This is a genomic window from Bifidobacterium pullorum DSM 20433 (assembly GCF_000771405.1).
Lineage (GTDB): Bacteria > Actinomycetota > Actinomycetes > Actinomycetales > Bifidobacteriaceae > Bifidobacterium > Bifidobacterium pullorum.
This window is the reverse complement of record NZ_JDUI01000009.1, coordinates 127,388-142,440: the sequence shown is the minus strand read 5'-3', so window position 1 is coordinate 142,440 and position 15,053 is coordinate 127,388. Positions and strand designations below refer to the sequence as shown.

The following is a 15,053-nucleotide window of genomic DNA, read 5'->3' as shown; positions in this document are numbered from 1 at the left end:
TTTCGCGCTCACTTATTTATGACAAACCTCGTGTAATCGCCTCTCGCCAAGCCTCACCAGTGGCGCGGCCAGTGTGTGCCGTGGCGCATCGGATTCCACGGCCCGCGCCGCAGGAAGGCCACAAGCAGCAGCAACGGCAGCATCGTGCACGTCACGGTGATGATGGTGATGGCGCGCGGGTCGTGCGGCGCCTCCTCGATCGGTGGCGCCTCGCCGGGGATGGTGGCGCGCACTCCGGAAACCAGGAGTCGGTGCGTGTTGACGCCGTAGGGCGTGCAGGTCATCAGCGTGATCCGGTCCTCGCCGGGCACGATCTTGAGCTGCGAGGTGTCGTCCGGCTCGATCACGGTGATTCGGTCCACCTTGTATCCCAGCGTCTCGCCCATCACGTCGATGTAGAAGAAGTCGCCGACCTTCATCTCGTCCAGTCGGGTGAACATCATCGCCTCCACGAGCCCGCGATGCCCGGTGATGGCCGCGTGCGTCGAGGCGCCGCCCACCGGCAGGCTCGACCCGTACAGGTGTCCCGCGCCCGAGGCGAGCGCCGATTCGGAGGTGCCGTGGTAGATCGGCAGGTCCACGGAGATCTCGGGGATGCGGATCGCGCCCATCACGCCGCCGCCCGCGTCCAGCAGCGACTGGTATTCCTCGTCCTGCGAGCTGGCGGAATCCTCTCCGGAGGCGTGCGAGCCGCCGCTGGCCGCGGAGAACGGGTCCCTGGCCTCGCCCAGAATCGGCTGGCCGGACTGGGCGAGGCGTTCGTTGTAGGCACGTGCGGCGGCCAGCGCCTCGTCGGCCTGCGGGTAGGGCCATCCCGCCACGCGTTTGGCCGCGGCGGACGTGGTGTGCGCCAGGCGCACATCCGACTGGTATTGCAGGACGAGCGGGTATCCGATCACGCACAGCGCGAGGATGAGCAGCAGCACGGAGACGATGCGCAGCATCCACATGGACCGGCGGAGCCGTTTACGCTGCGCGACCAGATCCGAGATGTCGATGGCCTCGGGGAACGGTGGCCATAGGGTCTGGGCGGTTTGGTCGGTTTGGCTGGTATGGCCGCGCCCGGAGGCGGTGGCGGAGTCGCCGCCGAGGATTTGGTCGAAGGTCGGGATGAGGCTCGGAGCGTCGTTGTGGCTGTTGCCGTAACCGGCGCGATCGCCGCTGTCGGAGTCGTAACGCGGTCGGTCATCAGTCGTGTAGTCCGGGGTTACGTCGGGGTCCGCCACGGATTCCAGTCCGGTGAAGTCGGAGTCGTCCGTGCGCTGTTTCGCGCGTCGGCCGCGCCATAATCCGGTGCCGCGTTTGGCATGAGTACCGCGCATGATGGGCCTCCCCGTTGGTCGTCTGACTGCACTGGTTCTCATCATAGGAGGATGGGGGAGCAAACGGGTGCCGTATTCGGAATCGGCGAACGGCGGTGTGGGGTGCGTGGCGGCGGAATCGTGCGACTCTGCGGGGTGGTTGACGGCGACGCGGCGGCGGTCACGCCGCGCAAAGGGGGGTGGGTGGGGTCGGCAGTGAGGGGAAAGACCGCCGGCGCGGCCGGTTGCTGTGACCGTGATGCATCGTATGGATGGCATGCCGGTGGCGGCATCCCCGAAAGGGGGAGGAGAAGGGCGTATGAACGCAGGGGAGTGGCATCACCTTTGCGTCCATTGGAATACAAGGTACGCATCACGGTGTCTTGGGGGTTTCGAAGGATGCGGAAGGGGGTGATGCCGGGGCTATGCGCGGTACAGTGGGCCTCACGACATCAGATATCAGGGGATCGCGGGACTGGCGAAGGGAGCGCGGCATGGCAAGACGGAATTCCCGGGGGGAGCATGTGCGGGCAAGGCTGACGGCCTTCGTTTCCGCCGCTGCCATGCTCGCGGCCGGTTTGGGAGCGGGCGTCGCGCTCGCCGAGGAACCGGCGAATATCGCGGGACATACCGTGGCGGGCGTATCGCCGCGTGGCACCACCATCGATCTGTTCGACTACTGGCTCAACGGGCGTGACGAACCGGACAACAGCAATCCACCGAACTATCGGAATCTGGGCATCAATGCCGGTCACGTGCTCAAGTTCGGCAAAGGCATGGGGCAGAACGCCGATACCAGCCCGACAAACCTGAACTCCACCACCGTCAACGAGTGGACGATGAGTGCGGCGCCGCGCAGCGGCATCGTGGCTTCGCGGCTGGGCGGGGATGGGTATCCGGTGTTGAGTGGCACCGGTGGGATCGGTACGGAATCGCTCTCCTACCTGTTCGACGGGAGCTCGGGGGAGGGCAAGCAGGCCTTTACGGATGTGGGTGATCTGCTGCAGGTGGATGCTGATGGCTATTACCACTACGACAGCATGGCGAATTTCGCCCAGTTCGACGAGGGGTCGAACGACTTCACCCTGTATGACACCTGGGGCGTCAGGAAGGGCGGCAATTCGCCGGACGGTCAGTTCTTCCCGTTCAACACCGGCAGCCAGGTGTTCGACGAAGGGGCCGACGGTCTCCGGCAGAAAACAGGTGTCACGTCGACGAGTCCGGTGATCAACCATTATTTCGGCGTGCGCATGGGCACGCGGTTCATCCAGCAGGATGGCGGGTTCACGGGTTCGGGCGGGAACCGGCAGGAGGTGACCTACAACTTCTCCGGTGACGACGACGTGTGGGTGTTCGTCGATGACGTGCTGGTCGGCGACTTGGGTGGCATCCATGACAGGACGTCGCTCGAGATCAATTTCCATGACGGTCACGTGTACGTGTATGACGATACGAACACCAACAACCGGTGGGATCCGGGCGAGCGGCGCTACCGGGACACCACCATCGCGGCGCTGATGCGCCAGGCGGGTGCCGCCGACGGGCTGAACGGCGATACGTTCGAGGATGGTACGTACCATACGCTCGATTTCTTCTATTTGGAGCGGGGTAATACGGATTCGAACATGTCGTTGAAGTACAACCTGGTCGTTCCCCCGGAGACCGATATCGTCAAGATCGACCAGGATGGCGAACCGGTATCCGACGCCCGGTTCGCGGTGTATATCGCGGACGCGAACTACGGCATCCGGGGCGATGCGGTCTGCTCCGCGACGACCGACGCGGACGGCAGCGTCGTGCTGTTGGATGACAATGACAATCCGATCACGTTCGACCGGTTGTGGGATCTGTACGGCGATCGCGGCGACGGTCTGACGCAGAGCGTGCCCGCGTCGGATGGCGGCGGCCGTCGTGTCAACCTGGTGTTGCGCGAGACCGCGATCCCGGAGGGATATCGTTCGCCCGGCGACATGCGTATGTACCTGTGGCACAAGGACAGCGGCGAGGCGCAGGGACCCGACAGCGTGAACCTGCTGCTCTCCGACATGAGCACGGAACAGACGGAGGGCGGCACGTGGCGGACCGGCATCTACTCGCAGACGACGGTGCTCGTCACGGCCCCGAACCGGTTGACCTTTACCGATGGCACCGGACCCGTCGAAACACAGACGATGGCCGGACGCCTGTTCGTCATCGTGGAGAAGCGCACGGACAACGGTTGGGTGCCGGTGTATGGCTCCCATACCGGCGGGTGGACGGTCGCCCCGGATGACGGGTGGGAGTCGATCCAGGCGGCGGACGAGGCCACGGGCGCGACCTTCCTGCTTGCCTCGTCCGGCTCCCACCAGACGCTGATCGACGGGCTGCCCGGCCGCATCCAGGACTATGCGTTCTTCAACAGCGAAGGCAACGGCGAATTCCGTGGCGCGTACTACTACACCACCGCCGGTGCCGGAACCATAGACGCGGCCAACACGCACCGCGTCTCCAATTCCGACGGGTTCACGCGTCAGTTCGCGGCGCACCTGTACGTGCCCAACATCATCAACCGTGTGATCGTGCAGAAAACCGACGAGAGCGGTGTTCCGCTGAACGGGGCCGAGTTCACGATGTACCGGTCCAACCAGGAGGGCACGGCGCCCGATCGTACCCAGCAGGTGGGCGAACCCGTGACGACGCGGGACCTGAATCGTGAAACCGACAGGATCACGTTGAGCGGCGCCGCGATATTCGCCGGTCTGACCGAGGGGACGTATTGGATCGTCGAGACTGGGGCGCCCGCCGGGTACGCGGCCAACGCGACGCCGGCCAAGGTGATTGTGACGGGCGATGGCGTGTACGCCGACGCCGGCGTGAAGGATGATGGTGTCAGGGTGACGCGTGGCGTCGGTCGTCTGGTCCGTTCGATGCTGCCGTTCGCGGTGGATGACGACATCGACGCGACGCTCAACCAGATCGTCGCCACCCCGCAGGTCGGCGATACGGTGGGCGACTGGAAGGACGCGGCGACCGGGTCCGGTGCCCTGAGGCTGCATCTGCGGTATGCGGGCGACGATGCGGCGCTCGACTATGACGTGCAGTCGCCGACGACGGAGGCCGACCGCCGGTTCACCGTGGACGAGGGCATCCCGTACCTGAAGGTCCAGCAGTGCAACGACGACACCGTGGCGAATCCGGACAACGCCCACGTGATCGACCCGCGCGTCTACGAGCTCGGCGACACCGACATCACCGGCCTGTTCACAGGCGTGACCATCGTACAAGTCACCGACCGCCAGGCCACGCTGCGGATCGCCAAAACAGTGGAGGGCGAGCACCTGCCGCCGAGCGTCGGGGAACAGGAGTTCACATTCACGATCACGCTGAAGCAGTCGGAGGGTGGTGCGGCGATCGCCGGCTCCTATCCGGCCGTCACCCGGTCGTATGCGGACGGGCAGCCGGGCGAGCCGCTGAAGCCCGATCCGAACGCCGGCGAGGGAACCATCACATTCGATGACGCAGGCCAGACGACGGTCACGCTGCGGAAGGACCAGTGCATCGTCATCGGGAACCTGCCTGCCGGGGCCTGGTATGCGGTCGCGGAGACGAACATCCCCGAAGGGTACGCGCCCGATCCCACCTATCGGGGCGACCCGTCGGGAACGTTCACGGACGCCGGCGACGGGACCGCCGACGTGAGCCTCACCGTGACGAACACGTACGCGGTGATCCCGGTGGCGACCCTCCCGTTGACCGGCAGCGGGTCGACGACGGCGCGCGGGCTGCTGCTCGCCGGCGGCGGCATGCTGCTCGCGGCTGGTGCCGCATGGCTGCTGGCTTGTCGCCGGCGAGTGTGAGCTGCCGGTTATGGCCGGAACGACGGCCTGATGCATCGACTGCCGTTCCGGCCCCGGATAATGCAAATCCCAGAAATCTCAAGAACTTCTCGCCTGTCCACCGCTCTCCCGGATGGGTTGGGGAACCAACAAGGGGAGCAACCCATAATTCCGAACACAACCCCATAGGGGAGAATAGGAGAACACAATGAAGGGCATGTTCAAGCGGGCCCTCGCCGGCGTTGCGGCCGCCGCACTCGCGGCGACCGGCCTGGCGTTGAGCGCGGGCGCAGCGAACGCCGCGGTGGCGACTGATGACGGAACAAACACCACGGTGACCCTGAACGCCGAATACGCTGCTCAGTTCACCGGGCACACGTACAAGGCGATCAAAATCGCGGACTACGACGTGTACGGCACGTCCCCCAATCAGGTCTTCAGCCTGAAGACGGTTGATGGCATCAAGACTCAGGTCACGGCGGCTGTAAACGCTGCGATTGCTCCTGAAATCGTTCCTACTGATCCTGCCGGTATCGATCCGTTGGCTTGGGCGCAGCAGCAGGATGATGCGAAACTCGATGATTCGCGTGAATCCCCGTATCTGGGCGACGGCACCACCCGCAAATTCGCCGACGCGTTGCGTGATTCGATCGGTGACCAGGCCAAGGAGGTGACTCCGTCTGTCGCAGGCACCCAGGCCACGTTCACGTTCGATACCCCCGGTCTGTGGCTGATTCTGGATCAGGACACGGTGGATGCAATAGAAACTGCGACCGGTTCCTCCAAGGCTGTCTCCATGCTGGTGGGCACTCCGCTGACCATCAACAAGACTGATACCAGCGAAGGAACCGTAATCAGCAATGGTACGGCCAATGTGAAGAACCAGGTTGTGAACATCGCCAAGACCGTCGACGACAACACCGTGCAGCGGGGAGAGAACGCGAAGTACACGCTGAGCACCAAGATCCCGAACTACGTGGGCTACAAGGTCCAGGGCTACTCGTTTACCATCACCGACGAGTTCGATGACGGCGCCCCGATGGAGTATGTCTCGGGTACGCTGCATGTGTCTGTCGATGGGACCGAGCTCACCGTTGACGACGAGTATACGGTGACCGGCTTCGACCAGAGCAGCAAGACCTTCACCGTCGACCTGTCCAAGTACATCGTGCAGCAGGGCTTCGGCGCCGACGAGCCCGGCGAGAACGACACGTTCACTGACGCCGCCCTGGTCGGCAAGTCCGTGACCGTGACCTATGAGGCCAAGGTCACCGGTCCCACCGGTACCACCGGTGTGCTCAATACGCCGTCTCTCACCTACCCGAACGACCCGACCAGCAACGAGTCGAAGGACACGGTCCCCGGTCCCGGCGTCAAGGTGTTCAACTTCGACTACACCATCGTCAAGAAGGACAAGACCACCGGCGCGGCGCTCGAGGGCGCGACGTTCGTCATCTACCGCGCCGATGGCGGCAGCGCGGACAATGCCCTGCAGACCGTGACGACCGACCGGGACGGCAGGGCGACATTCGCCGGCCTCGAGGACGACGTGGAGTATGTCATCGAGGAGACCGGCGCTCCCGCCGGCTATCTGGATGTGGATCTGAAGTTCAACCTTGAGATCGATGCGACCATCGAGGGCGAGCATGAGAATGCCGAGGTTAAGGACGTGACCTACGAGGTCACGGGCGACGTGCTCGACCTGGCCGTGGATGGCAGCACTTCCACCGTTACCGTGAACAACGTGAAGTCCATCACCGAGCTGCCGCTGACCGGTGCCGCGGGCACCGCCCTGTTCACCGTGCTCGGCCTGCTGATCGCGGGCGCCGGCGCCCTGGTCTACATGAAGTCCCGCAGCGTCAAGCACGCCCTGCGCGGCTGATTCACCATCCGTGTTCCGCCCCGCGCATTCGCGGCCATCTGCGCTAAGCTGGCGGCATGAGTGATACCGCCGAGGAACCCCGTCCATCCTTTCCGCCCGTCATCGAGCGCGACGCCGACCGCACCGATCTGCCGTTGGTGGTGGTGCCCGTGAGTATCCCCTCGATGACCGCGCTGCTGGCGGACCGGTTGGATGAGTTCGCCGGCCTGGCCCGCGTGCGCATCCACACCGATTGGACCGATGACGAGGATGCGCTCGCCGCCCGCATGTCGGACGCCACCGTGGTCATGTCCACGGGGTTCCGCGCTCCCGCGCGACTGTTGGAACGAATCGCCGGCAGCGTGCGATGCATCACCTTCTGCGGCACCGGCGCGGTGAGCTTCATCGACCTGGAGGCCGCCCGCCGTCTCGGCATCACGGTCTGCAACGCCGTCCATTACGGAGACAACGCGGTGGCTGAACACGCCATCGCCCTGATGTTCGAGCTCACCCACCATGTCGGCTCGCTGAACGCCCGCACCCACGCCGGCGGCTGGCCGGGTGCCGACATCGACGAGCTGGGCGGGCGCACGCTCGGCATCATCGGATTCGGCGGCATCGGCCGTCGCGTGGCGCGGCTCGCCCACGGACTCGGCATGCGGCTGCTGGTCTGGGACCGCCACCCCGACCCCGACGCGTTGACCGCGGTGCAGGGGCGCGCCGCGGCATCCATCGACGAAGTCTTCGCCCAGTCCGACGTCGTCAGCCTGCACCTGGCCCTGAACGACGACACCCAAGGCATCATCGGGGCTGCCCAACTGGACCGGATGCATCCGGGGTCGATGCTGGTCAACACGGCCCGCGCCGAACTGATCGCCCCCGGCGCGCTGGCCGGGCGGCTGTCGCGAGGCGACATCACCGCCGGCATCGATGTGACCGCACCCGAACCCCTTCCTGACGACGATCCCCTGCGCACCCTGCCGAACCTCGTCATCACGCCGCATGTGGCGTGGCGTTCCGGGAACGCGCTGCGCGCGCTGGTAGGGCAGAACGTCCGCTCGGCGACGGCGTTCCTGCGTGGCGAACGGCTGAACGCCATCGTCTGAACGCCGTCCCCGGACGAACCGAACAGGTAAGCGGAGCCGGAGGTACGCCTTTGTCCATCCGTCTCCGGTGCACAGTCTAGTCGTCCTGGCGCGGGCACGCCATCGGCGGCCGCTCTTCATCCGCAATTCGGGCATTGCCGTCGTGCTCGCGCGTCGCCGGTGGACCGGCCTTGCCCCGAACGGGTAAGCTGAAGGGAACAACTCGGCGAGAGACGAGGAGAGAGTATGGCTCAGGGACGGTATGGACGGCATGTGCGCAGGGACCCGCACGTCGCGGCGCGAGGAGCGGCCCTGATTGGTCTGTTGGTGGTCTGCGTGGCCTGCATCGCCGCATGGTTCGCCTGCAATCGGCCGTGGGCGGGCACCGGGTCCGACAACGGCCCCGAACGCGTGGCATTGCAGCGCGACTCGACCGTGCCGGAACCCGTGGTCAGGCATCCGGGCAATTCCCCGGACTGCCCCGATGACGACTGCATCGCGATGCTGGTCAACGGCGACCTGCTGTTCCACCCCGAACTGTGGGTGAACTTCGAAGGACCGGACACCACCGCCACCGACGGCACCGCCTTCGACTTCGACCCTCTGTTCGAGCCGATGCGCCGGTATATCGATGCGTCCGACATCGCCGTATGCGAGTTCGAGACCCCGATCGCCGAACGCGGCGGCCCCTACGCGGGATACCCGGTGTTCAACATCCCTCCCGAGGTCGCCGATTCCGCGGCCCGCGTCGGATATCAGGCGTGCACGCACGCCACCAACCATTCCTGGGATCAGGGGGCCGAAGGCATCCAACGGCTCACCTCCACACTGGACAGCCTCGGCATCGCCCACACCGGCTCCTACAACACCGAGGAAGAGTCCTACGAGCCGTTGCTCGTCGAATCGCCCACCGGCGGCGGCACGCTCGGCATCGTGACCGGCACGGTCTCGCTCAACGCGCTCACCCCCGACTACGACTGGCGTGTGGACCGTCTGCGCGACTTCGGCGACCCGAACCACGATTCGGACATCCAGAAGGCGGTGGACAAGGCGAACAAGGCGCGCGAGCAGGGCGCCGACGTGGTGGCCATCGCCATGCACTCGGTGCAGGAGTACCTGACCGACGCCGACACCTGGCAGGTGGCCGAGGCGCACGAACTCGCCGACACCGGCGCGTTCGACCTGATCTACGGTGCGGGCTGCCACTGCGCCCAGCCGATCGAGCAGTACAACGACACCTGGATCATCTACGGGCTGGGCAACGCGCTCACGGTGGATGCGCCGCCGGAGAACATCGTGAATAACCAGGGCATCACCGCGCGCGTGCAGTTCGCCGGCAAGAAGGGACAGCCGGGCACCTGGCGGGTCAGCCGCATCGACTGGCTGCCCACCGCCAACAAGCGGCAGGGCGTCTACCAGTGGTGTCCGCTGTCGGAGGACCATCCGGACGGGGTCTGCTGGTCGGAGGACTATGACGCGCAGGTGCGACAACGCATCTGGGACGTGGTGTACTCGATGGGCGCCGACCAGGACGTGGTGCGCGAGTGGAAGATCACCGACGAGTTGTAGTCGTGACTCTGATCTATCGTGACCGTGATCTATTCTCGAAATCCCCGGAATTTCAACGTTTTGGAATATGGGTGTTTGGTGAAATAGATCACAGTCACAGTCGGCGCGATATTTTGGACTGTGATCTATCACGACGAGTTGTAATCGAGGCGAATCAATGACCGAGATGTTCACGCTGCTCGACCCGCCGGACTCTCCCGCACACGACTCGATGGTGGAGAAGAAGTCCGAGTTCATCGGCGATGCCTGCCATGTAGATTCACTCGAGGACGCGCTCGCATTCGTGGAGTCGATTCGCGAGCAGCACCCCAAGTCGCGGCATGTGGCGTACGCGGCGATTTGCGGCGGGGCCGACGGGCGGCTGTCGGAACGGATGAGCGACGACGGCGAACCGTCCGGCACGGCAGGCAAGCCGATTCTCGACGTGCTGCGCGCGAACGGACTCACCGATTGCGTGGTGGCGGTGACGCGGTACTTCGGCGGCATCCTGCTGGGCTCCGGCGGTCTGATCCGTGCGTATTCGACCGGCGCGTCGCTGGCGGTCAAGGCCGCGACGCGGGCGCGGATTGTGCCGTGCCGGGTGTACCGTGTGCGGCTGGAGTACGCGCAGATCGGCTCGTTCCAGCGGATTGCGGCGGCGGTTGACAGTGAGCAGGTGAGCCAGGAGTTCGCCGAGCGTGTCGTCATCGAGGTATCGGTGCCGATGGAACGCGCGGAGGCGTTTGAAATCCGCGTGCGCGAAGCCTTCAACGCAGCCGTGGTCCCCGATCCGGTCGCCACCCTCAACCGCCCCGTCCCGCTGTAACCCGCCCCACCCCGCCCTCCCCGGACGCTGCCCTCCCGGACTTTGTCTTCCCGGATGGTGTCTTCCCGGAAGGTGTCTTCCCGGACTCTGACACAAGTTGGAACTCAGGCTCTTCTAAAAACGTTGGAATTCCAGGGTTTCCGTTGGGGCCGGATTGTTGGAATGTGTCAGAGTCCAGAGAATGCCGTCGGTATCATGGTTTTCTTCCGGAGTGGTCCCTTTATGGACTCTGATGCAAGTTGGGTTGTGGGTATATTCGGAAACGTTGGAATTCCGGGGTTTTGGCTGGAGCTGGATTGCTGGAATGTGTCAGAGTCCGGGAAGGGGAAACCGGTAGATATGTACCGTCTTACTTGACTGTGGTTAAGCTGGGTGGCATGACAGAAGCAGCATCAGCAACACCGACGCAGCAGTTCGAAGCGTTGACGACCGTCTACGAGCGGTTGCGGCATTCCACCGACGCGGCGGAACTCAGCGAGTTCGCACGCCGCCCCCTGCCGGACAAATCCGACCAGTCCGGCTATTCGCGCGCGACGGCACTGCTGGAGGCGGTGGCGGGCAACCCGCACACGCCGCTGGAGGATCGCATCTTTCTAGCGCAGACCATGCCGTTCCCGAATATCCTGGTCAAGCTGGCGCAGGATGAGTCGGTGGAGGTGCGCAAGGCCGTGGCCGCCAACGAGCAGGACAAGAACTGGCTGGTCGGGCGGCTGACCAAGGATGAGTCGCCGGAAGTGCGCGAAATCGCGCTGCGCAACGCGCGTACCTCGTGGAAGATGCGGCTCGAGGGCGCCCAGGATCCGCGCACCAGCCCCGAAACGTTGGAATTCCTGGCCGGATTCGGCGGGGAACGGGCGCCGGGCGGGCCCGATGTGCTCACCTCCATGATCCGCCGAGCGGTGGCGTTGAACCCGAATACGTCGCCTAACGTGGTCTCCCGACTGGCTTCGGATCCCTCGCCGGAGGTGCGTAACGCCGCCCAGCGGCGTCTGGCAACGCGGTGAAAACGTTGGCATGCTCGGCATGTCCGCCGCGTGGCGTGTCTGATGAGGTTTTACACTGAAACTATGACTGACCAGAGAGAAACCGAGGAGCGTCTGGCTCGACCGCTGATCCGTCTGGCGAAGATGCTGGGCATCGGTACAAGCTACGTCGGCCAGAGCAACGACTATCACGAGATCGAAGATGATGTCCTGATCGCGGTGCTGGCGGCGTTGGGTGTGGACGCCTCCAGCGAAGGGGCCATCAGCCGTTCCATCAACACCGTCATCAAGGAGCGCTACGGGCGCGTGGTCGCACCGACGGTGCTGCACATCGCCGGCACCACGGACCGCATCCGCGTCAACACTGGCATCATGTCGGTGCCGACGGCCAGCCTGACGCTGGAGAACGGCGAACCCTACGCCGGCACGCTGACCGTCGTGGGAGACGGCACCGCCCGCGCCCACATCATCGACGGCACGTTCATCGCCCCGGCCCTGGTGGAGATTCCGGACGACGTGCCGGTCGGCTACCACACGCTGCACGTCACGGTGGACGGCCTGACCACGGACGCCACGCTGATTAGCGCGCCCAAGCGCGTGGAACTGCCGGACGTGCTCAAGAGCGGCCAGCTGTGGGGCTGGATGGCCCAGCTGTATTCGATCCGTTCCAACGGTTCGTGGGGTGTGGGTGATTTCGAGGACCTCAAGACGATGCTGGTGCAGGCCAAGGAACGCACCGGCGCCGACTTCGTGATGATCAATCCGATGCACGCCGCCGAGCCGGTGTCGCCGTTGACGCCGTCGCCGTACCTGCCGGTGTCGCGTCGTTTCGTGAACTTCACCTACATCCGTCCCGAATCGATCGAGGAATACCAGCAGCTGGACGAGTCGACCCGCCGGCAGATCGACGATCTGCACAACAGCGTGGCGGATCTGAACGCCGATGCGCGCAAGATCGACCGTGACGCGATGTGGCGGGCCAAGATGCACGCGTTGTGGATCATCTTCAAGGCCGGCCGCGGCGAGGAACGCCAGGCCGCGTTCGACGCGTTCAAGCGTTCCTGCGGCGAGGATCTCGAGGCCTATGCCACCTGGTGCCTGTGCTATGACAAGTGGGGCGCGCCCAGTGAGGCGGAGGACAACTGGGAGCGGTCGCTGAGCAAGGACTCGCCGCAGATCGCGGATCTGCGCAACCAGTTCCCCGACACGCTCGACTTCTACCGCTGGATGGAGTGGATCGCCGCCGAGCAGTTCCAGTCCGCGCAGGATGCCGCCAAGGAGGCGGGCATGCAGATCGGCGTCATGGCCGACATGGCCGTGGGCGTGCACCCGCTGGGCGCCGATGTGTGGTGGAACCCCGAGCGGTTCGCCAAGGGCGCCACGGTCGGCGCCCCGCCGGACTTCTTCAACCAGCAGGGGCAGAACTGGAGCCAGCCGCCGCTGAGCCCGATCGATCTGGCCAACAACGGCTACCGCACGTACCGCGATATCGTGCACGGCATGTTCGCGCAGGCCGGAGCGGTGCGCATCGACCATATCCTCGGCCTGTTCCGTCTGTGGTGGATCCCCGAGGGACGCTCCGCCACCGAAGGTGCGTACGTGCACTACGATTCGGACATCATGCTGGGCATCCTGGCGATCGAGGCCTCCCGCGTCGGAGGCGTGGTCGTGGGCGAGGACCTGGGCGTGGTTCCCGAGTATGTGGCCGATTCGCTGGCCGAGCATGGACTGCTGGGCTGCGCGGTGGAATGGTTCGAGCAGACCGACGGCGTGTTCCACGAACCGAAGACCTGGCGCCCGTATGCGCTGGCCTCGGTGAACACGCATGATCTGCCGCCGTGCGCCGGCTATCTGGACTATGAGCATGTGCGCATCCGTGAGAAGCTCAACCTGCTGACCTGCTCCGTGCAGGAGTTCCAGGCCAGTGCGGTCAAGGAACACAACGCCATGCTGATGATGCTGGTTGACAACGGCTATCTCGACCCGAAGCTGCTGGAGGACGAGCACGCCAACGAGCAGCAGATCGTCGAATCGCTGTATCGCGCGTTGAAGGCCGCTCCGTCCAAGCTGCTGGCCGCATCGCTGACCGATGCGGTGGGCGAGCATCGCGCGCAGAACCAGCCCGGCACCAACAACGAGTATCCGAACTGGCGTATTCCGCTGGCGGACGCCGCCGGGCACGTCGTGCCGTTGGAGACGCTGTTCGACAATCCGCGGCTGCAGTCCCTGACCGCCATCATGCAGGGATAGTCGGATAGTCCTCCGCCGCGCCGCTGCCGCGCACCATGTTGATGACCATGCCGACGGTTCTTCGGAATCGTCGGCATGGTCGTATCCGGCGATCCCGGCATGTCCGGGCGACCGTGGGGCGTTCCACTCGCCGTGCCCGCGGCATCCTCCGCGTGGGCTGCAACACGACGGTCGCGGAAAGTCAAAGGGGACGATATACTAGAGGATTGTTGTGTTTCCCTACGGGGTCCTTCAAAGCGCTTTCCCACTCGCCATCGAGGACTTTCAGGGAGCCCACGGATAATGAGGCCGAAGGAAGCCACGACCGCTTCAACGTGACCGACTGAGGCCCGGAACACAATATATAGAAAAGGTACATCGTGAAAACTTTCACACCGAAGCCAGCTGATCTGACTCATGACTGGTACATCGTGGACGCCACCGACGTGGTGCTCGGTCGTCTCGCCACCCAGGTGGCGGTCCTGCTGCGCGGCAAGAACAAGCCGACGTTCGCTCCGCATGCCGATTCCGGCAACCATGTGATCGTCATCAACGCTTCCAAGATCGCGCTGACCGGCAACAAGATGGGCAAGGAGCTCTACTCTCACTCCGGTCGTCCCGGCGGTCTGCGCCGTGACAGCTACGCCCAGCTGATGCAGAGCAAGCCCGAGCGCATCATCATGGCCGCGGTGAAGGGCATGATGCCGAAGAACCGTCTTTCCAAGGTGCAGCTGGATCGTTTGCACATCTTCGCTGGCGCCGAGCATCCGCACACGCCGCAGAAGCCGCAGACCTTCGAGATCGCCCAGGTCTCGCAGCAGGCCAAGTGAACCGAAGGGAGATAGAACATCATGGCTGAGAACAACAACTCCGCGGTTCTTGAGACCGAAGAGCTCACCTCCTACACCACCGAGACCAACTCCGGCGCTGGCACCGGCACCTCCACCATCGCCCCGGGCTACGGCACGGGTCGTCGCAAGGAGGCCGTCGCCCGCGTGCGTCTGGTTCCCGGCACCGGCAAGTGGACCATCAACGGCCGCACCCTGGAGGAGTACTTCCCCTCCAAGCTGCTGCAGCGTGAGGTCAACTCCCCGATCGTGCTGCTGAAGCTCGAAGGCAAGTTCGACTGCATCGTCCTCGTCGACGGTGGCGGCACCACCGGCCAGGCCGGCGCCATCCGCCTCGGCGTGGCCCGTGCGCTCAACGCCATCGATCGTGACGCGAACCGCGCCGCCCTGAAGAAGGCCGGCTTCCTGACCCGCGACGCCCGCGTCGTGGAGCGCAAGAAGGCCGGTCTGCACAAGGCTCGTCGCGCTCCGCAGTTCTCGAAGCGCTAAGCCTTATTCGGCCTACGCAAAAGGGGTCCAATCCTTCGGGATTGGACCCCTTTTCATGTTGTCCCCGT

General features: G+C 64.8%; 10 protein-coding genes. 9 read left to right on the top strand and 1 reads right to left on the bottom strand.

Annotation, left to right across the window (positions count from 1 at the left end; translation table 11 throughout):
* Nucleotides 1–53 precede the first annotated feature (53 nt).
* Nucleotides 54–998 carry a class C sortase gene (locus OU11_RS05965; RefSeq protein WP_052122727.1) on the bottom strand — a complete coding sequence of 315 codons (945 nt, stop codon included), beginning with the start codon at nt 996–998 and terminating at the stop codon, nt 54–56.
* A 797-nt stretch (nt 999–1,795) separates the two neighbouring features.
* Here OU11_RS05965 and OU11_RS08840 point away from each other — a divergent pair.
* The 9 genes from OU11_RS08840 to rpsI all read left to right on the top strand — a co-directional run bounded on the left by OU11_RS08840 (nt 1,796) and on the right by rpsI (nt 14,985).
* Nucleotides 1,796–5,137 (top strand): prealbumin-like fold domain-containing protein, encoded by a 3,342-nt coding sequence (locus OU11_RS08840; RefSeq protein ID WP_152597089.1) that lies wholly within the window; start codon nt 1,796–1,798, stop codon nt 5,135–5,137.
* A 187-nt stretch (nt 5,138–5,324) separates the two neighbouring features.
* Nucleotides 5,325–6,998, top strand: coding sequence for a SpaH/EbpB family LPXTG-anchored major pilin (locus OU11_RS05955; RefSeq protein WP_052122721.1), 1,674 nt, complete (start codon nt 5,325–5,327; stop codon nt 6,996–6,998).
* Between the two features lie 56 nt (nt 6,999–7,054).
* The gene (locus OU11_RS05950; RefSeq protein ID WP_052122720.1) at nt 7,055–8,083 is read left to right on the top strand and encodes an NAD(P)-dependent oxidoreductase; all 1,029 of its coding nucleotides are present in this window, start codon (nt 7,055–7,057) and stop codon (nt 8,081–8,083) included.
* 225 nt (nt 8,084–8,308) lie between these two features.
* A complete protein-coding gene (locus tag OU11_RS05945; RefSeq protein ID WP_052122719.1) occupies nt 8,309–9,631 on the top strand; it encodes a CapA family protein in 1,323 nt (440 codons plus the stop codon).
* Nucleotides 9,632–9,797: 166 nt separating this feature from the next.
* On the top strand, nt 9,798–10,436 hold the full coding sequence (locus OU11_RS05940; protein WP_033515249.1) for an IMPACT family protein: 639 nt from the start codon (nt 9,798–9,800) through the stop codon (nt 10,434–10,436).
* Nucleotides 10,437–10,813: 377 nt separating this feature from the next.
* Nucleotides 10,814–11,440, top strand: coding sequence for an AbrB family transcriptional regulator (locus tag OU11_RS05935; RefSeq protein ID WP_052122726.1), 627 nt, complete (start codon nt 10,814–10,816; stop codon nt 11,438–11,440).
* A gap of 63 nt (nt 11,441–11,503) precedes the next feature.
* Complete coding sequence (gene malQ, locus OU11_RS05930; protein ID WP_033515202.1) at nt 11,504–13,669, top strand: 4-alpha-glucanotransferase; 2,166 nt, start codon at nt 11,504–11,506, stop codon at nt 13,667–13,669.
* 359 nt (nt 13,670–14,028) lie between these two features.
* Nucleotides 14,029–14,478 (top strand): 50S ribosomal protein L13, encoded by a 450-nt coding sequence (rplM, locus tag OU11_RS05925; RefSeq protein WP_033515200.1) that lies wholly within the window; start codon nt 14,029–14,031, stop codon nt 14,476–14,478.
* Nucleotides 14,479–14,499: 21 nt separating this feature from the next.
* Complete coding sequence (gene rpsI, locus OU11_RS05920; RefSeq protein WP_033505266.1) at nt 14,500–14,985, top strand: 30S ribosomal protein S9; 486 nt, start codon at nt 14,500–14,502, stop codon at nt 14,983–14,985.
* Nucleotides 14,986–15,053: the final 68 nt, after the last annotated feature.